The organism is Calothrix sp. CBUCES-K 9914 (assembly GCF_059640475.1).
Map to the genome: position 1 here is coordinate 1 of NZ_JBXXZH010000073.1, position 20,961 is coordinate 20,961.

Annotated in this window: 21 protein-coding genes and 1 pseudogene; 15 read left to right on the forward strand and 7 right to left on the reverse strand. The window is 37.5% G+C overall.

Translation table 11 applies throughout. From position 1 onward, the window contains the following. The 8 genes and pseudogenes from AC2JBO_RS17705 to AC2JBO_RS17740 all read left to right on the forward strand — a co-directional run. Positions 1–313, forward strand: a pseudogene (locus AC2JBO_RS17705) (hypothetical protein); the annotation flags it as partial. Positions 314–330: 17 nt separating this feature from the next. Further along, entirely contained in the window at positions 331–1,794 is a 1,464-nt protein-coding gene (locus AC2JBO_RS17710) for a TolC family protein (protein ID WP_496954966.1), read from the forward strand. Positions 1,795–1,800: 6 nt separating this feature from the next. Next, complete coding sequence (locus AC2JBO_RS17715; protein WP_496954967.1) at positions 1,801–2,691, forward strand: ADP-ribosylglycohydrolase family protein; 891 nt, start codon at positions 1,801–1,803, stop codon at positions 2,689–2,691. A gap of 111 nt (positions 2,692–2,802) precedes the next feature. Beyond that, positions 2,803–3,090: a hypothetical protein gene (locus tag AC2JBO_RS17720; protein ID WP_496954968.1), complete on the forward strand. Its 288-nt coding sequence runs from the start codon at positions 2,803–2,805 to the stop codon at positions 3,088–3,090. Between the two features lie 2 nt (positions 3,091–3,092). Then, positions 3,093–3,374 (forward strand): type II toxin-antitoxin system VapC family toxin, encoded by a 282-nt coding sequence (locus AC2JBO_RS17725; protein ID WP_496954969.1) that lies wholly within the window; start codon positions 3,093–3,095, stop codon positions 3,372–3,374. Between the two features lie 3 nt (positions 3,375–3,377). Then, positions 3,378–3,539 carry a hypothetical protein gene (locus tag AC2JBO_RS17730; RefSeq protein WP_496954970.1) on the forward strand — a complete coding sequence of 54 codons (162 nt, stop codon included), beginning with the start codon at positions 3,378–3,380 and terminating at the stop codon, positions 3,537–3,539. A gap of 441 nt (positions 3,540–3,980) precedes the next feature. Then, positions 3,981–7,547, forward strand: a complete 3,567-nt coding sequence (locus tag AC2JBO_RS17735; protein ID WP_496954971.1) for an AAA domain-containing protein — start codon at positions 3,981–3,983, stop codon at positions 7,545–7,547. A 75-nt stretch (positions 7,548–7,622) separates the two neighbouring features. After that, the gene (locus tag AC2JBO_RS17740; RefSeq protein WP_496954972.1) at positions 7,623–9,056 is read left to right on the forward strand and encodes a phospholipase D-like domain-containing protein; all 1,434 of its coding nucleotides are present in this window, start codon (positions 7,623–7,625) and stop codon (positions 9,054–9,056) included. Positions 9,057–9,213: 157 nt separating this feature from the next. Here AC2JBO_RS17740 and AC2JBO_RS17745 read toward each other — a convergent pair whose 3' ends face one another. Next, positions 9,214–10,254: an aldo/keto reductase gene (locus tag AC2JBO_RS17745; protein WP_496954973.1), complete on the reverse strand. Its 1,041-nt coding sequence runs from the start codon at positions 10,252–10,254 to the stop codon at positions 9,214–9,216. Between the two features lie 59 nt (positions 10,255–10,313). Then, positions 10,314–10,790: a hypothetical protein gene (locus AC2JBO_RS17750; RefSeq protein ID WP_496954974.1), complete on the reverse strand. Its 477-nt coding sequence runs from the start codon at positions 10,788–10,790 to the stop codon at positions 10,314–10,316. 461 nt (positions 10,791–11,251) lie between these two features. On the opposite strand from AC2JBO_RS17750, the gene AC2JBO_RS17755 reads away from it, so the two are divergent. Further along, on the forward strand, positions 11,252–11,677 hold the full coding sequence (locus AC2JBO_RS17755) for a hypothetical protein (RefSeq protein WP_496954975.1): 426 nt from the start codon (positions 11,252–11,254) through the stop codon (positions 11,675–11,677). 134 nt (positions 11,678–11,811) lie between these two features. Here the strand turns inward: AC2JBO_RS17755 and AC2JBO_RS17760 are convergent, their stop codons facing one another. The 3 genes from AC2JBO_RS17760 to AC2JBO_RS17770 form a co-directional block, all read right to left on the reverse strand. Further along, positions 11,812–11,976, reverse strand: a complete 165-nt coding sequence (locus tag AC2JBO_RS17760) for a type II toxin-antitoxin system HicB family antitoxin (protein ID WP_496954976.1) — start codon at positions 11,974–11,976, stop codon at positions 11,812–11,814. 182 nt (positions 11,977–12,158) lie between these two features. Further along, positions 12,159–12,359, reverse strand: a complete 201-nt coding sequence (locus tag AC2JBO_RS17765) for a type II toxin-antitoxin system HicA family toxin (RefSeq protein WP_496954977.1) — start codon at positions 12,357–12,359, stop codon at positions 12,159–12,161. After that, the gene (locus AC2JBO_RS17770) at positions 12,356–12,556 is read right to left on the reverse strand and encodes a type II toxin-antitoxin system HicB family antitoxin (RefSeq protein ID WP_496954978.1); all 201 of its coding nucleotides are present in this window, start codon (positions 12,554–12,556) and stop codon (positions 12,356–12,358) included. The genes AC2JBO_RS17765 and AC2JBO_RS17770 overlap by 4 nt, the downstream gene beginning before the upstream one ends. Positions 12,557–13,199: 643 nt before the next feature. Here AC2JBO_RS17770 and tatA point away from each other — a divergent pair. After that, positions 13,200–13,388, forward strand: a complete 189-nt coding sequence (gene tatA, locus AC2JBO_RS17775) for a twin-arginine translocase TatA/TatE family subunit (RefSeq protein ID WP_496954979.1) — start codon at positions 13,200–13,202, stop codon at positions 13,386–13,388. A gap of 59 nt (positions 13,389–13,447) precedes the next feature. Here the strand turns inward: tatA and cphA are convergent, their stop codons facing one another. Both cphA and AC2JBO_RS17785 read right to left on the reverse strand, forming a co-directional pair. Further along, the gene (gene cphA / locus AC2JBO_RS17780) at positions 13,448–16,147 is read right to left on the reverse strand and encodes a cyanophycin synthetase (protein WP_496955002.1); all 2,700 of its coding nucleotides are present in this window, start codon (positions 16,145–16,147) and stop codon (positions 13,448–13,450) included. 170 nt (positions 16,148–16,317) lie between these two features. Further along, positions 16,318–17,181 (reverse strand): cyanophycinase, encoded by an 864-nt coding sequence (locus AC2JBO_RS17785; RefSeq protein ID WP_496954980.1) that lies wholly within the window; start codon positions 17,179–17,181, stop codon positions 16,318–16,320. A gap of 498 nt (positions 17,182–17,679) precedes the next feature. On the opposite strand from AC2JBO_RS17785, the gene trmD reads away from it, so the two are divergent. From trmD to AC2JBO_RS17810, 5 genes are all read left to right on the forward strand, one after another. Beyond that, on the forward strand, positions 17,680–18,378 hold the full coding sequence (trmD, locus tag AC2JBO_RS17790; protein WP_496954981.1) for a tRNA (guanosine(37)-N1)-methyltransferase TrmD: 699 nt from the start codon (positions 17,680–17,682) through the stop codon (positions 18,376–18,378). A 36-nt stretch (positions 18,379–18,414) separates the two neighbouring features. After that, a complete protein-coding gene (ispF, locus tag AC2JBO_RS17795) occupies positions 18,415–18,897 on the forward strand; it encodes a 2-C-methyl-D-erythritol 2,4-cyclodiphosphate synthase (protein ID WP_496954982.1) in 483 nt (160 codons plus the stop codon). Positions 18,898–19,138: 241 nt separating this feature from the next. Beyond that, entirely contained in the window at positions 19,139–19,633 is a 495-nt protein-coding gene (locus AC2JBO_RS17800; RefSeq protein WP_496954983.1) for a hypothetical protein, read from the forward strand. A 13-nt stretch (positions 19,634–19,646) separates the two neighbouring features. Then, positions 19,647–20,186, forward strand: coding sequence for a hypothetical protein (locus AC2JBO_RS17805; RefSeq protein WP_496954984.1), 540 nt, complete (start codon positions 19,647–19,649; stop codon positions 20,184–20,186). Between the two features lie 4 nt (positions 20,187–20,190). Then, the gene (locus tag AC2JBO_RS17810) at positions 20,191–20,802 is read left to right on the forward strand and encodes a PIN domain-containing protein (protein ID WP_496954985.1); all 612 of its coding nucleotides are present in this window, start codon (positions 20,191–20,193) and stop codon (positions 20,800–20,802) included. The last annotated feature ends 159 nt before the right edge of the window (positions 20,803–20,961 follow it).

The window sequence follows — 20,961 nt, forward strand, 5'->3', positions numbered from 1 at the left end:
ACCTCGACAAGACCGCGTAAAACCTTTAAATGAGTATTTAGCGATGGCAAAAAACCATCATGAATACAAAGGAATATGGGGACATGGTAAAGAAGTCGTCGGTGTTAACAATCTTGCCGAAATCACCTTTGAATTCGATAATACCAGACAACTCGCCGTTCAAACGCTTTGGTGGCGCCTCGAAAGTCACGAAAAAGGCAAACTCTTAGAACCCTTCCCATTATCTCGATATGAAGTTTCGTTAAGTTTTGATGACAAAGATTGTCCAATAGATGATGTATTGAAGGAAGTTAGAGAAGAGGGAAAGGTGTAAAGGAAGAAGGAGGGGAAATGAAACAACAATATTCGCTCACTTCAATATGGTACTTGAGTTTAAATAGTATCGCCTTTGTTGTTGCAACTGTTGGTACTATACAAGCAATTGTACCTAGTCAACCTTCACGATCTACTCAAAAAACAAGTCAACCTGCCAAAGAACCATTTAATTTATCTATTAAAATATATGAACCAGGGATATCGGCAAAGTTTGATCAACCTAACTTTCAACTAAAACTACTTCCTGTTCCCAGTGGGGAAAGTCAACAATGTCAGGTATTTGCTTGTTTACCCCCTAACCCTTTTCACAATTTAAATGCACAAGAAGACGATTATCCTTATATCAGTTCTGATATAAAGCCCTATAAATTAGACAAATTAGCTTCGTTGAATACAAATAAAACTGATATACCAACAATACAACAAGTAAATCCTCCTACAGTAAAAACTCAAACCATTCATTCTGGAATATTTCCAGGTACATACGAACTTTATAGTCCATCGTCACCATCTGTTTCCTTACCTCGTCAAAATAATATAGCTCCTTCAAATTCAGTTCAAAAAATTTCAATTAGACTTGGAGATGCTGTATATTTGGCTTTAGCTAAGGATGCCGAGAAAAAAGCTTACTTAGTAAATATTAAAACACAATCAAATATATTAAAACCAACGTACAAATGGAATAATGTAAGTAATATTAATCAATCTAAGCAATTAGATATAAAATTATCTTTAACTTTAGATGTAGATAAAAAAATCGCGCGTTTAAATGAACTGATTAATAGGCAAGACTCAAGAAACGCATTGAACAGCAAAATTACAAATGTAGTTTTGACGTACAATAAATTACTTCAAGCGCAAGCGAAAGTAAAAATAGCTGAATTATCATTGAATAATGCTGAAAGGTTAAAGAGTACGGCAGTAGGAAAATATTGTATTCCTGTATTAGTTGCCGAAAATGAAGTAAAAGCTAGACGTTTAGAATTAGCGTCTATTTTAGAAATAGATAATAAACAAATAACAGCGAGTGAAATTCCTGTTATTCAACCAGTATCTTTAGAATTAGAGAATTTACGAAAAATCGCACTTGCTTATCAACCAAATTATTTGCGTAATAGGTTTAGCTTTGAAATAAGTCAACTTGTGGATAAAGACAAACAAGTAAAAGCTGAGACACTTAAAAATGCAACATTTCAATTAGATACGCAACTGAAAAACAGTATATACTATATTAATTCTATTTACTCACAGGTAGAAGGCGCCAGACAAACTGTCAAATTATTAGAACAGCAACTTAGTGTGGAAGAAGAAAAGTATAAACTTGGCAAAGGTTCTGAATCGGAGTTGACTGGTAGAATAAATGAATTGGCAGTCGTGCAAAATAAGGAAGTAGAAGTAAGTCTGAGATATTTGAATGCTTTGGCTAATTTAGACCAGTTGTTAGGTACTACATTTAAAACTTGGGAAGTATTTATATAATTAATTATGGAATCTACCAAAGAAGCGTGTTTGACCCGCGCGATAATTTCATTACAAGGTTTATCAGTTGGGGATGCTTTTGGGGAAAAATTCTTTGTGCATCCGGATGTAGCAGATAATTTAATCAATTTACGCGCGTTGCCAAGTGGGGTGTGGAATTACACCGATGATACTCAAATGGCATTATCAATTGTTTATATATTGCAGCAATACCAAGAAATTAATCAAGATGAGTTAGCAAAAAGCTTTGCCGAACTTTATGATGTAGAACGTGGTTATGGACCTGCAATGAATCGTTTACTTACAGATATTCGTGATTATAAAGAAGACTGGCGCCAGTTAGCTACAAGTTTATTTGATGGACAAGGTTCATATGGTAATGGTGCTGCAATGCGAGTGGCGCCTTTAGGAGCGTACTTTGCGTATGATATAAATTTGTTAGTTGAGCAAGCAATCAAAAGCGCAGAAATTACTCACGCACACCCCGAAGCTATAGCTGGTGCGGTAGCAGTTGCAGTAGGTGCTGGTATTGCTTCTAATATACCTACAAAACAGCAGTTTTTTAACCAAATTATTAATTACACTCCTGAGAGCGAAGTCAAATCTAAAATTCAGCGCGCGGCTCAATTGAGTCAGAATATATCTGTAGAAAATGCTGCTGCAATTCTTGGTAATGGTACTAAAGTTTCAGCACAAGATACAGTACCTTTTGCTTTGTGGTGTGCTGCACAACACCTCAATAATTATACAGAGGCACTTTGGACTACTGTCAGAGGGTTAGGGGATAGAGATACAACTTGTGCAATTGTTGGTGGAATTGTAGCATGTTCTGTAGGCGCCGATGCTATACCAAAAGAGTGGCTACAAGCGCGCGAAGCTTTGCCAAGAGATTTTTAACCACAGAAACATGTAGAGACGCGATATATCGCGTCTGTACAGAGTAAGAGATTTTTGTGATGTTAGTCTAAATATAATAACAAAACGCTCATTAATCCTCATTTGATAAAAATGACTACCATAACACTGCAATTAACACCCGAATTAGAACAAAAGCTTCAAGAAAGTATCGCACGTCAAGATGCATCTGGTGTTCGACAACTGCTAGCTGATGCATTGGCGCCTACAGTAGAAGCGTTATTAAGTAAAACCAGCAACGGTAATAAGTTTGAAGATGAAGACAAGTTAGAAGCTGACTTAGATAGTTTTCTTGATCAGATTGAACAGCGTAATGGATCAATACCAACACTTTCCGATTATGCTGTAAGTCGTGAAAGCATCTACGAGGATCATCCCTAATTGTGATATATCTTGTTGACACAAACTTTTTACTACGCTTTGTAGACCGTAGTAGTTCACTAAATTTAGTTATACGCACTGCTAGAAAAAAACTTAGAGCTAATCATGATGAATTAATAACGACACCTCAAAACTGTATAGAATTGTGGAATGTAGCCACAAGACCTACAGCAAAAAATGGGTTAGGCTTGACACCAAAAGATGCAGAACAAATGCTACTACTAATAGAACTTTTGTTTCCATTAATACCAGATTCACTTGCTGTTTACCCTGAATGGCGCTGACTTGTGGCAACGTTTGGCGTATCGGGTGTTCAAGTACATGATGCTCGTATCGTAGCTTGTATGAAAGCTAACAGTGTAACGCATATTTTAACATTTAATGCAAGAGATTTTACTCGTTATGCATCAGAAGGGATTGTTGTAGTAGACGCAGCAACAGTACCGTAGGGTGTGTGATGCCACAACAAATTTGAAAATTATTACAATTTAATGGCCTGATCGCACTATACCAGTGTTTTAGATTTTAGATTAATAAACAGAGTTATTGAGAATCTTTCTATAAATAAACCTACTATTATTCTCTGGCAAATCAAATAAATAACACTATCCATAAATTTCGAGAAAAAATAGCCTTATTTTAGCCGAAACATTTATTGATGCTCATTCTAGAGTTATACTCAGGAGTATTTATAACGAGAAAACCTCTTTATTTAAGGTTTACCCGTTTTATCTACGTGGATGCACTAATACACCATCAAGTCTCTTCCGTATATTTTCACACTAGCAGTTTAAAAAAAACTAAGTTAAAACTAAATTAGTATGTTATTAAGTTGCTACTAGTTAATTTGTGCTACTAAATAAGGAAAGGTTAAATCCAAAGGTTGATATATGTCTTCTGGAATAATTAACGAGATAGTTGGTGGGAAGTATATTATAAGAAGCGAAATTGGACGGGGAGGAAGCGCAACTGTATATCTCGCAAAGAAAACTTCTTCAAGTACAAATTTATATGCTATTAAGACTATTTCCACTGATGATAGTAATGCACTGAAATTACTAGACAGAGAAACTCAAACTCTCAAACGTTTAAATCATCCAAGTATCGTTAAGTTTATTGATGGCGGTTATGATACTAGTCTTAATCTTGTTTATTTAGCTTTAGAGTATTTAGATGGTGAAAACATCAAAGATTATTTTCGCCGTGGAGTAGACTTAAAAACGAAAATAAATTTATTTTTACAAATTATTGACGCTGTTAGCCATGCTCACTCTAAAGATGTAATTCATCGGGATATCAAGCCAGAGAATATCATGGTTATTGATGACGATGAACAACCAGTAGCTAAAATTCTGGATTTTGGTATCTCTATTATTACAACTACTATTTTAACTAATACTATAAGAAGCTACTATACTCCATTATTTGCGGCGCCTGAGCAAATTCAGTTAAAAGGAGTTTCCAGAGAATCTGACATATTTTCTTTAGGAATGACTTTTTTATACTTACTATCTACGGATGAAGCTAGAGATGATTTTAGAAGCCAGTGTAATAAGGAGATTCTCTATAGCTCTGCTTTTAATAGTTTAAATTCTATTGAAATTTTGGGAGCATCTTTAGTTGATGTGCTAAAGCAAGCCACTAGTGATGTTCGTGATCGGCCAAAAATTGATAATATTAGAAAAGCTCTTGGTGATGTCAAAGATAATTTATCTGATAAATTATCTATTATATTCTCTTTGACTTCTGGACTCAAAAGCAAAATATCAAGCTTAAATAACTTTGATGGACAACCTTTGAGAATCAAAAGGGATGTAGAATCAAAACTCAAAAGTAATTCAGGCACTATACATATAATTAAAATTAAAGGTAAGGAAGAACATCCAAACAGACTTACTGTCCAAATTGGTATAGATACCACATCTTATACTTATCGTGGTTTTATTAACTCAGATAGCCCTAAAGAAATTGTTTTATATGATGAAGTCAGTTTTGTCAATCCTCAAGAAGCAGAAAGATTATTTGAAAATGGGCTTGCAGTAAAAATTGACCCAGTTGTAGAGGTAGCTGGTAATCCTAGGAAAGGAGATAATTTAAGTGACTTAGTAAATAAAATTTTGCAGCAAGAGCAACAGATTAACAATGAAATACAAATCAATAAGGGAGTAGATGCAACGTTTACTAGATGGCAAAGCGTTATAGATGTAGAAAAAAAGATAATTGAAGAAAGAAAGCAAAGTTTTGCTTACACAACAGCTAAGTATGATAATGAAAAGCAACTATTAATTATCACATTAAAAAATACCATTAATTTAGAGACATATGAAAGTATAACTACTCCTCCATTACCTGTAACTATTTCTATTAAAAAACAAAAACCACCTTATCGCGAAGATCAATGGTCTGTTGGCAAAATCATTGATGGAAAAACATCAAACAATGGAGAGTTAGTTGAACAATTGCATGTAAGTATCGGAGATTTTTACAACCCTGATATATTTGAATCAATAGTAGAACCTGGCAAAATCGAGACTGATTTAAAAGTACACGAATCCGAAATTGAACGTAGACGTAAAGCATTAAGGGCTATTAGATATGGAGACTCAGAAAATACATCTTTGAGCAAAGTTATTGCTGACCCTGCCAATGTACAAGCAATCGAGCCTTTATCAATAAATAATAGCGAGCTTTTTAATAAAAACTTAGACAATTCACAGAAGGATGCTATATGCAAAGCATTAGCAACTGAAGACATATTTTTAATTCAAGGTCCGCCAGGTACTGGTAAAACTTCTGTAATTACTGAGATTATTTTACAAATAATTAAAAGATACCCTAGTAATAAAATTTTAATTTCTTCTCAATCTAATATAGCTGTTGATAACGTTTTAAAAAAGCTCTCAAATCTTCAAGTTAATCAAAAACCTATTAAAATATTACGGATAGGAAGAGAAGAAAAAATTGAGTCATATGCCAAGCAATTTGAAATTGAAAAAGCAATTATAAACTGGCAAGAATCGATACGAACTAATTCATTATTTTACTGGGAAGATTATGAGCAGCAAAACAGTGAAGTATTGTTGGGAGTAAAAAAAATATCTGAGATAGAGTCATTCAAGGAAATGAGTCAGCAACTACGGCATTTAGTCGAACAGATTAGCCAAGCTGCGAATGGCTTTAATTCCGATTTAGTCATATCTCAAGTTAATACATCATCTCAGCAAGTTGCCGATAATGTTTGTGAGATGATATATGATAAATTATTATTAGAGGAAAAAATATTAGGCTGTATTAAAAAATACGTTGAAAAATTTGCTATGGAGTATCCTTACCAAAAGCTACTTTCGCAATGGATCAATGAAGAGTATGAAAGATTACGAGATATATTAGGTGATAGTAATCAAAACTACGAAAACTTTTTAAAGCTTAAAAAACTTAAAGAAGATTGGAACGATAGGCTGAGGCGTAAGCAAGTAGATTTAGTACCTATTTTTATGGATGGAGTTAATGTAATAGGTGCCACTTGTTTAGGTGTCGCCAATCTCAAACAAGATTTGACATTCGATTGGGTTATTATTGACGAAGCAGGACGTTCTACTGGACCAGAAACATTTGTCCCAATGTCAAAAGGCAAGAAAATCATATTAGTCGGCGACCATAAACAGTTACCACCAATTATTGATAAAGAGTTGCAAGACCGAGTATTAAACGAGCAAGAAATTGAAAGGAAAGTTTTGGAAACAAGTTTGTTTGAATATCTTTACGAGAATCTTCCTAAAACTAACAAATTAACACTCAACTATCAGTATCGAATGCATCCTGATATTGGAAATCTGATAAGCAAGCTATTTTATGAAGAAATTATTTCTAGTGAGCGCGTTGACTTAGATAACAAACAGCATAAATTAACTATATTCGATAAAAGAGTTTATTGGATATCAACAAGTGACGCACCCGAAAAAGCGCAAGAAAGAGAAAACGGCAGCAGTTATAGTAACCGCTACGAAGCCGAATTAATTAAAAATATTTTAGATAAAATTGAATCCGACTGTGAATCTAATAATTTAACGCAAGAGGTAGGTGTTATAGCTGGTTATAGCTCCCAGATAGGCGCCCTTGAAGCAGCCATTGCTCCTAAAGACAAAAATCTTTGGAAAAATTTAAACATTGAAGTACATACTGTTGATGCTTTTCAAGGTGGAGAATGCGACATCATCATATACGACTTAGTAAGAAGCAATAAAAAAAGGAAATTAGGATTTACATCTGACTATAGACGATTAAACGTGGCATTATCTCGTGCGAAACAGTTATTAATTATAGTCGGTAATGATTTAATGGCGTATGAAGGTAGAACTCCACTTGGTATACAGAATCCCTTCAAACCATTAATTGAATACATTGATAGTCAGTCAAACGGTTGTTCAAGGCTTGTTTCCAAAGATTTTATTCCGTAGAAAAGTAATTTTTGTTTCTCTACTTCATCTACTTATTGGTTAAATTTTACATAGTTACACACAGAATTTTAACTTATGAACAATCCGTTAGCAGATTTTGAGAAAAAAATTAGAAAATATCATTCAAAGCCCGAAGCCATTGCTATTGATTATAAAGAGGTTGGCTATCCATTTTATACGGTAATGCTTGATTTAACTTACTCATCAAACAGAAACTTAGAACTACAGGAAGAGTTTGTATTAAAATGCCTTACACTCAATTTAAACGAAAAAAGTATGATTGCTAAGTTTTTAGGAGTTGATGAGCATTTTGTAGAAATTGTATTATCAGGATTGATATCAAAAGGATTAGTAGCAAAACAAGAAAGTTTAAAAGTTACAGAATTGGGATTAGATACTCTTGAAACACAAACAGTATTAGATTTATCTTCGGAAACAAAAACTTTTCATATTGATGCCTTAAATGGCAAATTTCATGATTATTTTCAATATAACTCGATAAAGAAAGGTAATTCAAATTGCCTGACAGCAATTTTTGCTAAACCAAGAAAAGGACGAGTAGAAGATGTTGTTGATTACTACGAAGAAATAGAAAAGAGTCTTAAAAAGTTTGATAATTCAAGTAAGCTTCAGTTGATTCAAGTTAATAACATCGAAAAAGTTTACAAAAAATTACATGAAATTATTATTGTTTTTTATAAAAGTACTCCAGATGACAGCGAAGTTGAATACGAGACTTTTTCAAGAGGTAACATTGATATAACTTATAAAAAGTCTATAGAACAACTTTACGCTCAAGGGAAAAAGGTGCTTAACAATATTCTCGAATATGATACAAATACAGATGAGCAAAAAGTAGAAATTGAAGTAGACACTTTACTGATAAAAGGTATAAGTAAAAAAACTATTAACAGTGTTGAAAAACTTAGCACAAAAATCAGCGTATTGAGCGATACGGAATCGTTCCCTGAAAGCGCAAGTCAGTCAATAAATGAACAACGGAAAGTTTTAACACAAGAGCTAAATGAAATTAAAACACAAAGTAAAATTTCAGAAATCATTCATACATCTGAGCATAGAGACTATTTATTTAAAGCTTTGAAAGAAGCTAAAACAAGAGTAATGATAGTTTCACCGTGGATACGTGCTAATGTAATTGATCATGAGTTTTTGCCATTGTTAGAAGCTGCTTTAGCTAAAAAAATTGAAGTTCATATTTTGTATGGTATCAAGCAAAAATTTGGCGTGGGTCAACAAAATGATACTGCGGCAGTAAAAAAACTGGAAGATTTAGCTAATAAATACCAAAACTTCATTTTTAAAAAAGTTAATAATACTCACCGTAAAACTATAGTTTGTGATAATAAGTTTGGCGTAATAACAAGCTTTAACTTTTTATCCTTTAGAGCTGACCCTAGTTTAACTTATAGGGACGAGTTAGGTGTAGTCCTTAGAGATAAAGAAACTGTTGAAAGCCTGTTTCAAAGTGGGCTGTTATTAGTTCATTAGCATCACATTAAATTTATGAGTGTGTAACTAGGGTGCCAATTTTAATCTCCACATAACCCCTCTCTATGTACTCTGTGTCTCTGTGGTAATTATCTTTACATTATAAATTAATTTAACAGGACACTTAAAGCACAGGCTTTTGACGCCTATGCTATAGTTACGGCGCCGGATTTGGGAAACGAGTATGAATGGCATCGATTTCTGCTAAGATTTCTGGAGTTAAATTAGTATCGACGCTTGCTAGATTTTCTTGAAGCTGTTTTAATGTAGTGGCGCCTACAATAGTACTGCTAACAAACCAGCGACTACGTACAAAAGCTAATGCTAAGTTGACTGGAGTTAAGTTATATTTTTTGGCTATCTTTATATATTCTCTTACCGCTTCTTTGACATTTGGTTTTATATAGCGCTGTCCAAAACCTTCAAATAAGGCAAGACGAGATTTTTCAGGTTTGCTATTTATATATTTACCCGATAACATGCCAAAACCAAGGGGACTATATGCAAGTAATCCAATATTTTCGCGATAACATGCTTCGGCTAGTGCTGAGTCAAACACACGATTGATCAAATTATAGGCGTTTTGTATTGAAATTACTTTGGGTAAATTCAGTTGCTTGGCTATATGACTAAACTCGCATACTCCCCACGGCGTTTCGTTACTCAAACCGACAGAACGTATTTTACCTTGTTTAATCATTTCCGCGAAGACTTCTAGCTGTTCAACAATTGGGGTTGTCGCGCGTTCTTGTTTATAATCAAAGACAGTTTGCCCGAATGTGGGAACATAACGGTCAGGCCAGTGAATTTGATAAAGGTCGATGTAATCAGTTTGTAGCCTTTTAAGACTAGCTTCAATTGCCTCGGTAATATTTTTACGGTCTACACCAAGTTTACCATCGCGCACCCACTTAAAACGTCGTCCGATGCCGACCATTTTTGTAGCAATAACGAGTTTGTCACGTTGCTGATTTTTTAACCACTCCCCAATATAGGTTTCTGTCTTACCGTAAGTTTCTTTCCGAGGTGGAACTGGGTACATCTCAGCAGTATCGATGAAGTTGACACCGTAAGATGAAACAGCTTCGTCTAACTGCTGATGCGCTTCTTCTAACGTGTTCTGCTGCCCAAAGGTCATTGTGCCAAGGCAAATTTCAGAAACTTTGAGGTTGCTGTCACCCAGTTGGTTATATTTCATAAGGGTTTTGGATTAATCAAAGGCAAGCCGTTACATGGCTCATCTTAAATCAATACCACTTATGCTAGTGCAGGCGCCTCCATAAATGACTTGATTATTTCTGGATTTGTTATGAACGATAAATATTGAGATGCCATTTCTGGTGTCAAAAATTCGATCATTAGTCGATTTTCTACCCAAAACTCGATCACATCAAAAAAAGAATCTCTATTACAACGTACTGCACGCCATCCTTCGCGTTCTGCAATCTGCTCAATTTCTTCAGTACTGGTAGGTACAGAAATTGCTGCATGGGTAGCGGTAAATTGAGAAGCGTTATCGTTCATTACAAAACGACATGATGAACTTCCTTCACCCGGTAAAAGCTCAGAGCCCAAGGGATAAACTTCAATTCCCGTTCCATAATTATCTTTTGGTAGAACGAAATAACTACCTGGATGGGGTGGAAACGGGCTAACCTGTGCTTTCATGACCTCAGCTAAAACTTGTGCCGTGCGTTCAGGGTTGCTAGCTGAAATCGAAATATGATGAATCATAATCTACCTAATTATTTTGTAGCTTTAACTACAGTTTCCTAGAGAGGTATTTCAGATTATTTCAAACTTAAAACGTAAATAAATGTAAATTAAATATAATCATTCTTATTTCGGTGCTTATGTAGTAAAATAAATCACATTTGTACTTAATAAATCAAATAAGCAAAGTAAAAGTAGGTCTCGCACGATAAAAACTGTAGCTGACTTTCAAAGCTACGATAACGAGTGATGGGTGTTGGTAACGTTCATACATCTAAACCTAAGTTTAAAACGTAACATCAAAATATTAACCTTTAACATTTAATAATTAAAAAATCGCAGAAACTATTGGAAAAAGCACATGTTGTTTTGACATTACTCCTTGTAAACTCGTAGTGATGCTATTTCATCTGGAAGTGATGCTGCGAGTTTACATATCATTAAAGCGCGGTATCATACAATTACATTAATATAAATTAACAATGGTAGAACGTCCAATCAAGAAATCTGAACGTCAGGCACAGGAACAGGCTCAGACTCAGACTCAGGCTGAAACTCAAACAGAAGAGCAACCCCAGCCTTCAGCTGCACCTGTACCTGCACCTATACCTAAACTGAGAACTACTAAAGATGAAGATTCAGAGGATTCAGATTTTGAGGCTCGTCGTGAATCAACTCCTAGAAGTTCAAAGCGTAATGACAGCAACGACCGTAATGACCGTAATGACCGTAACGACCGTGGCAACAAACGCTCATCAGGTAAAGGTAGGAAAGGGGATGATTCACGACCACCAGTTAGTCCTGCATTAGCACGTGGGCCTAAACCAGTTAGACCTGTAGCCCAAGCAGAACCTGAACCTGAAGCAGAACAAACCGAGCCGGACAGTAGCGAAGAGTCACAAGAGTAAAATTTAAGTGTAAGTGATTAAATTTACATTAATCGCAATAGTATATACACGTGGAGGCGCCTGGATTATACCCGCCTCCACATTATTTATGTAAAATAATTAGTAATTTATAGCTGACACTTCTACAACGAATGTTAAGTTTCTTGCTCGCTCTTTACTTCTAACCAGCCAGAAATAACATCTTGTAACATTTCTAATAAATGCTCATAACTATTGCCCCAAGTATGGCATCCAGGTAAAGCAGGAACAGAACCACACCATGCATCATCCTCTTGCGAAATAACTACCTTGATTTTCATTGTCAGATGACGCATGGACAGAACTTTAGAGCCAAAAGAAGTAAAACTAACTACGCCAGGTTTATTTGAGACAGAACAAACTTGGCTTGTAGTTGCGAGGAATCGTAAAATTAATCGTTTAATAAGGAATCTTTTGAATGATTAAAGTTGATAGCGGCGCCGAGTTTGAATAGCTCAAAAGATTATAAATCTTCTTCCGTCAACCCTGCATCATTCATAATGCTTTTCAAAGTACCTGTTGGCAAATCTCTATTGCTATGAACAGGGATAGATAAGATAAACCCTCCTTTTGTATAAATATGATGACTGCCAGTAATCCGCTTTAGCACCCAACCATTTCGCTCAACTATTTTGCACAGTGTCTTGCCAGAAATTGCTTTCATAGAGATAATTCAACCACCTGTTTTTCTGGTTCTATTTCCTCTTGCTCACTAGCAACTTCTAGCCAACCAGTAATAGCATCCTGTAGCATTTCTAATAAATGTTCATAACTATTGCCCCAAGTATGGCATCCGGGTAAAGCAGGTACAGAACCACACCATACATCATCTTCTTGCCAAATAACTGCCTTAATTTTCATATTGATTTAATCTTTTTTAACTAGGTTTCAAGCTTGCTCATTCTAGACTGTTAATTTAGAATATATCATGACCTACAGGTCATCTACTATCAATTTTATCATGCAAATTATATTCTGTTATTCTCGAAAGCATATTAATTAACAGGAGAAGATGGGGTATATTACATTCCAAATGAAGAATAATTAAAAGTAATTGTTTATTACGCAGTAAAACACAGTATAATACTGACTAAGCATTCTAAAGATGTTCAAAAAATATCAATTTATTTAGGCGTTAGTAAATGTTTGATTAGCAATACAAATCATTTAAATAAAGCCGAAATCAATTGGTTAGCCGAATTGCTTAGTTCGGCTCTTGATAGACCAATATATGAAGAGGAAAATGAGTATCAATGAAGAGTATGAAAATAAATTTTATATATTTGTGTAAAAAATATTACTTGTTAATACCCTCCTTAGATGAACTCTGTGTCTCTGTGGTAAAAAAATTATATCCAGTGTACAGGCAAGACGGAACGGGCAAGGATGCCCATTCCACAAGAAGTTCCACCAGAAAAATAATAAAATTTATAGCCCCCCTTACTAAGGGGGGTTGGGGGGATCAATTATAGTTATTTAAGGAAGATTTTTGTAGGTAGTACTTATGTTTGGATTGGGATGGACGGAAGTGGCGGTGATTGGTTTTGTTGCCCTATTGGTGTTTGGACCGAAAAAAATTCCTGAACTGGGTAGTGCGCTTGGTAAAACTCTACGGGGGTTTAAAAATGAGTTGAATAATCCTAATTCGGAGGCGCCAACTCAGGATGATGATATTGATGATGAGAAGAAGTAGAAAAAGCTCGTTGTAAATTCTTAAGGGAGAAGTACTTAAGTGCTTACAACGAGATTTTCCTACAATCGATTTACAACTGTAGAGGAGACGCCTACTTGTGAGGAGTCACTAACGGTTGTAGGTTGAGTTTGTTGTGTTTCTTCTTTAACAACACCGCGCGCTCTAATTAATTGAATTGCGCGACTGACGCTTTCGGGCAAAATTACCACTAAGCTATTGTCTGGTGCCGCGTCGAGTGCTTTGTTAATTGCTTGAGTTTCGTCAAGTACGGTTTCTATCGTAAAGTTAGGTTTAACTTGCTTGATACCTTTCAAGATTAACTCAGCCGCAGAACCACGTTGGCGCCCGCGCGTGTCGTCGTCTTCTTTAATAATTACTCGGTCGAAAATGTCAGCGGAAAGTTTACCGAGCATGACAAAATCTTCGTCGCGTCGATCTCCAGGGCCTCCAACTACACCTATTCGCTGTCCTGTTGTCCAGTTACGAACAAATGAACCTAACGCTTCATAACTGTGAGGGTTGTGAGCGTAGTCTACGAGCGCATGGTAGTTACCCAAGTTAAATAAGTTCATCCGTCCTGGTGTTTGACTTACCGACGCGCGGAATGTCGTTAACCCTGCCCGAATTTGCTCGATACTAACGTTTTGTACAAATGCCGCTAATGATGCTGCTAACGCATTCGCAATCATAAACGGCGCCCGTCCACCCATTGTGAGAGGAATATTTTCGACTTTCTCAATTCGGTGTGTCCAGTCACCTTTTAATATCGAAATATAACCGTTCTCATATAGCGCTGCAACTCCACCCTTTTGGATATGCTCACGCACAAGTTGCGAGTCAGGCTTCATTGTAAAGTAAGCAATGTTCGCCTTGGTTTTTTCAGCCATTGCTGCGACTCGTGGGTCATCAGCGTTAAGAACTGCATAACCATCTGGATATATAGCTTCGGCTACTACGCTTTTTAGGTGTCCAAGTTGATCGATAGTATCTATATCACCTAAACCTAAGTGGTCGGCGGCAACATTCAATACTACTCCCACATTAGAAGCTTCAAACGCTAAACCAGAACGAAGGATACCTCCGCGCGCTGTTTCTAACACAGCAACTTGTACTGTTGCGTCTTGTAAAATCAGTTGTGCGCTTTGAGGTCCTGTATTATCACCTGATTCAACTAAGTAATCACCGATATACGTTCCATCTGTAGTTGTATACCCAATTACTTTTCCTGTTTGGCGGAAGATATGCGCTAGTAAGCGGGTGGTAGTAGTTTTGCCGTTTGTACCTGTGACGCTGAGAATAGGGACGCGACTTGCTTGTTCATTTTTAAACAGCATATCTACCACGGCGCCTGCAACGTTACGGGGTGTACCGTGCGAAGGAGCAATGTGCATCCGGAAACCAGGAGCAGCGTTAACCTCAACAATTACACCTTCGGTTTCGCGCAAAGGACGGCTAATATCCGAAGTGACAACATCTATACCAGCTACGTCTAAGCCAATGGCTTTAACAACGCGCTGCGCTATCCAAATATTCTCTGGGTGAATTTCATCAGTTCGGTCAACTGCTATACCCCCAGTACTCAAATTAGCTGTAGCACGTAAATAACAAATTCTATCTTTAGGTAGAACACTATTTAAAGTAAGACCTTGACGTTCAAGCAATTGATAGCTTGTGCGGTCTAATTCTATTTTTGTAAGTACTTTGTCGTGTCCCTCACCACGGTTAGGGTCATTGTTTGTTTGTTCTATTAGTTCGGAAATTGTTGATTTGCCATCACCGACAACGTGTGCGGGTACACGTTCTGCAACCGCTACAACTTTGCCGTCTACCACTAGTACACGGTGGTCACGCCCAACGTAATATTTTTCAACGATTACTGAGCGAGACACTTGACGCGCGGCATCATAGGCAGATTCAGCTTCGTCCCAACTGCGAATATCAATTGTGATCCCGCGTCCGTGATTCCCGTCTAAAGGTTTAAGAACAATTGGATAGCCACCAACAAACTCAATAGCTTCTTCCAAATCATCAAGGAAGTTGATGACAGTACCTTTGGGAACGGGAATTCCCGATGAAGCCAAAATACGTTTGGTTGCTTCCTTGTCACACGCTAACTCCACTCCCAAAATACCCGTATTGTTGGTCATGGTCGCTTGAATGCGCTTCGCACTCGCGCCATAGCCCAATTGAATTAAGAAACGGGCGCCAAGAGCCATCCAGGGGATACCTTTCTTCTCGGCTTCTTTGACAATGGCTTCAGTTGAGGGACCAAGCGCACTTTCACGGGCAAAATCACGCAAGTCTTGTAAATCTTGCTCTAATTCGGCTTTGGGATAGCGTCCTCGGTCGGCGATACTTTGGCACAGTCGCACTGCTGCCCTGCCTGCATAGCGTCCTGCTTCCTCGTTTTGGTACTCGAAAACAACCTGGTAGACTCCTGGTGTGGCAGTTTCACGTGTACGCCCAAAAGCAGCAGGCATAGAGGCTAGTTCTTGCAGTTCTAGGGCAACATGTTCGATAATGTGACCCATCATTGTACCTTCTTTGACTCGCATCAAGAAGCCACCACGACAGCCAGGGGAACAATAGTGACCCTCCAGACTTGGAAGCGCCTCAACTAATCCTTCGTAAAAACCGGGGATTTCATTCGAGGGCGTCTCGGCAAGGTTCTCTAAATCGAGGCGCATGACAATCAACTTGTGGCGTCGAATGCTCCAATAGTTGGGACCGCGTAAGGTCTGGATTTTGAGGATTCTCATGGGAATAGGTAGATGGAGATTCGGAGTCAATTTCTAGTTTCTTACTGGAACGACCGCTTCACTGTTCTTATGAAACAGTTTTTTCTTCTTACATCGTATTATTCTCACTTTTTCTCGTGCAACGTCGTAATTAGCGGTCAACTCAGTGTAGCCCCTAACACACTATTCCGTCAGCTGGAAATTTTGTAGTTGGCGGGTAGGGCAGTGCGCTGGTAAAGGTGATATCTGTCACCATGACTTAGGATATGCATCCGCATGTTATGAATCGTTAACGGTTCAGTGGCGCCAACGTAGGGTTCGTTGGTGTGGGTAACTTCGGTAGGATCAACGATAGTAACGCTGCCTTTTCCTAAGACTTGTAGCCAACCGTCACGTTCAAACATCGCGCACGTATCTTCGTCGATGCCAATGCCAATGCGGTCGGGGTGCGACGCAATAGCACTCACCAAACGTACCATTCTATTACGATTGTGGAAATGTTGGTCAACTATTACTTCGGGAATTAAGCCTAAGCCAGTAGCCATATCAACTAACGAACGGTTAGGAGATTCGCCACTACCCCCACCAGCAATCATGTGATGTCCCATTACTGCTGCCCCCGCACTCGTGCCTGCCAGCGTTAATTCTCCTGAACGTACTCGGCGCCGAATTATATCCATTGCCGAAGTATCAGATAAAACACCGCATAACCGTAGTTGGTCGCCTCCCGTCAAAAAAACCCCCGTACAGTTTTCCAGAGATTCCTTAAAATTGCGGTCTTCACACTGGTCGCGTTCGCGAATGTCCAAAACCTCAATTTTTGAGGCACCCATTTCTTCAAAAATGCGGACATAGCGTCCACTGATAATCGCGGGTTCTCTTGATGCAGATGGAATAATTGTAATATAACCATCGTTGGCACCAGAACGGGCTACGAAAGTTCGCAGTATTTCGCGTCCATGAACTTTATCCTCGGCGCCTCCAATTACGAGAACGGCGGTTTTAGTTGCTTGGGGTGTCGTCATTTCCAGCCATTTAGCTTTTAATTGCCGCATTGTGTAATCTCCTGTCAACAACTTCAGGTGAATAAAACAAGTACGCAAGCAAAATTTACTCTTGTGCTTTCTTATCTAAAAAGGACACTACTGGTTCACATCGAGCTTGAGCAATGACCATTCGATACCACTGCCAATGTTCGCGTGCGAACATTACATTTCCTTGCTGCTCCTTTGACTTGAACCCTGATAGGGTTAAAGGAAGAGGAGGGGAAAACTGCTTAAATTGAAGCAGGTCTTGACACACATTAGTTCTGGGGTAGCAAAAGCATCCACCGAAGTTGTTAACGAGCGTTAATCTATTAATTTAAATCTAGATGTGACAATATTTAAACATAAATTAAGTAATTAGAAAAACTTTTGTGTTACCGGAGAACCTACCATTAACAGCACTTTTAGACATACTCGATAGGATTTGATGTGTTCTATACAACATACACCGCTCAATCCGCAATCAACATTCAAACTTAACAATAGTGTCCTCGAATACGAATTACTGTGCGCTTTGATATAGTTACGCTGTTTCCAGACTGTTTTACCTCAGTTCTTAACTCAGGACTATTAGGTAAAGCCTTAGCCAAGCAGATTGCCCAAGTCAATCTGATTAACCCGCGCGATTTTACCAGCGATAAGCATCGTAAAGTTGATGACGAACCTTACGGTGGTGGTGTTGGGATGCTCATGAAGCCCGAACCGATTTTTGCCGCTGTTGAGTCGCTGCCGATTCTACCCCGAAGAGAGGTGATATTGATGAGTCCTCAAGGACAAACTATCAATCAACCTTTGTTACGTGAGTTAGCAATCAACTACGACCAACTTATTGTCATCTGCGGACATTACGAGGGTATCGATGAGCGAGTGCAACAAATTGTTACCCGTGAGGTTTCCCTTGGAGATTTCATTTTAACCGGTGGTGAAATTCCGGCAATGGCATTAATCAATGGTGTAACTCGCCTGCTCCCCGGAACCGTTGGCAAAGTCGAATCTATCAAATACGAGAGTTTTGAGGAAAATCTCCTCGACTACCCTCAATATACTCGCCCTGCCAACTTTCGCGGATGGAAAGTCCCTAGCGTCCTCTTAAGTGGTAATCATAAGGAAATTGCTAAGTGGCGCCTCTCCCAACAAATCGAACGTACAAAGGCTAGGCGTCCCGACCTACTCAAAGCTTGGGAAGAACAACAAAACAACGAATAAAATCCATTCATTGTCGCAGACAAATCCAAAATCATTATGTCTATTCGTATTGGTAACGGCTACGATATCCACCGCTTAACTACTGGGCGCCGTCTCATCCTCGGTGGCGTTCAAATTGATCACGAACTCGGTTTACTTGGACATAGTGATGCAGATGTACTAACTCATGCAATAATGGACGCGATGTTAGGCGCCTTATCTTTGGGTGACATCGGACATTACTTTCCACCAACAGATCAAAAATGGGCAGGCGCCGATAGTTTAGTTTTGTTAAGCCAAGTAAATCAACTAGTACAAGATAAAGGCTGGAAAATTGGCAATATCGACTCAGTAGTAGTAGCAGAACGTCCAAAATTAAAACCTCACATCGAAAAAATGCGCGACAAAATATCAAGTGTGTTGCAATTAGAACCAACACAAATAGGTATTAAAGCCACTACTAACGAGAAACTAGGCCCAGTTGGACGCGAAGAAGGAATTTGCGCTTACGCAGTAGTTTTATTAGAACAAGCAAATTAATAAACTCCCTATCTTGTAGAGCTATCTTGTGGAGCGGGCATCCTTGCCCGCCACTAGTATAAGACTAGATGCCCTTAACATAGAACTGCAATACTACCCTCAACATGGACGGGCAAGGATGCCCATCCCACAAGAGTCATGATTTCATTTAACATATAAGTTAAATGTCCAACTTACACAAATCAAAGTAGTTAAGATTATGTACGACTGGATGCGAAAAGAGACTTACTCTGAGACTTTCATGGAGGGTAAGGAACACTTAGCGATGTTAGTAACAAATTTAAGAGACGTAGAACTTCCTGACTTGATTGCTTTAGATAAAGATGAAAATGTTATACTTATTGCCGAAGTAAAAGGTCATCCATACAGCTTTAAAAATGCCGATACAAGAAAATATGCACTTTCAAGGCTTATTGATATTTTAGAATTTGCTACAAAAAATATTATTCCTTTTGCGATGCTTGCCGACAAGGACAATATTGAGTTTATACGCTGGAATGGTCATAGCTTGTCTGAACCTATTTTGATTTTAAATACAGCAGATGCACTTTCACTTTACGAACCTAATTTTAAGTATAAAGTTGTGTATGATGATTATCTCATAGGTTTGATAGAAGCCTGGTTATCTGACTTAAAATCTCATTGGATGTCAAATTCACCAGCCTATGTAAAAGAATTGCAAGAGATAGGATTTTTAGAATTAATAGAAGGTGGAACTACTCACGCTTATCGTTAGCGAATAATATTTTATGCAAGATTGGATATACCATAAGTATAAACTTCTAACTCCTCCTGTTCTCCCAAACATGGAGCATTTTACGCTGTTGGTAACAAATATAGAAGACATAAAGCTTCCGAATTTAGTTGCAATAGATAAAGATGAACGTGCGGTTCTTGTTGCTAAAATAAAGGGTCATCCATATGACTTTCAAGAAGCAGACACTAGAGAGTTTACACTTTTAGACCTGATTGATACTTTAAAATTTGCAACAAAAAATTTAATTCCTTTCGCAATGCTTGCTGATAAGAATAATATTGAGCTTTTTCGTTGGGACGGTCAAAATTTATCTGGTGTCATTCTAAGTTTAAATACAGCAAATGCACTTTTATGTTATTATCCTGATTATCATGAAAGTAACACATATTACAGTTTTGCTAGAATGATAGAAAGGTGGCTACGTGATTTAACGTCAAATCGAAAATCGAAAGCTCCACCATACAAAAAAGAAATGCAAGAGATAGGTTTTTTACAATTAATAGAAGGTGGAACCACTTACGTTTATAGTTAAGCTAATGACCGTAATATTATACGTTGAGACTAATTTAATAATGGGCATAGCTAAAGGTCAAGATGCTGAAGCAGAGGATTTACTGTTAAATATACCATCGACGATTTCTATAGCCATACCCAGTATTTGTTTTTTAGAAGCTCGAATGACTTTGCAGCAAGAAGAAAAATATAATCAAGATTTTATTAGCAAAATAATCATGCAAATTAATGAAGCAGAGCGAGATGTCACTTCTGAAAAAGCTCGTTTACTTTATGCACAACTTCAACAATCAAGAGTTAGTTTTCGAGAAAGAATAAATGACACTAAAAACCGCTTTAAATTTGCTTATGACAAACTTACTAATAACGCAGAAGAAATACCTTTAGGAATTGCGGCAATTCAGGATAGCGTAGAAAGAGGTATTTTAGAGGATAAGCATTTGATTGACAAAATAATCTTAGAATGTATTATTCACCATGCACGCTTACATCCTAATACAAAAAAAGCATTTTTAAGTTTTAATACTCAAGAATTTAGTCAACGAAAAGTTACAAATTTAATGCGAGATGCGGGTATTGAATATTTCAGCAAAACAACAAATTTCCTAGGTTGGTTACAAGTGCAAAACTCCTAAATTGTTATTTCGATTGTCAGGCGCCGATAACGCGCTATACGTGTAAATCAAAAAATTTGTTATGATAATTGCCACAAACAGTATATCTACTGAATTATTTATTTATCCTAAGTATATATACTTATATAAATTTTGACGGTGCTATAACGGCGCCGAGGC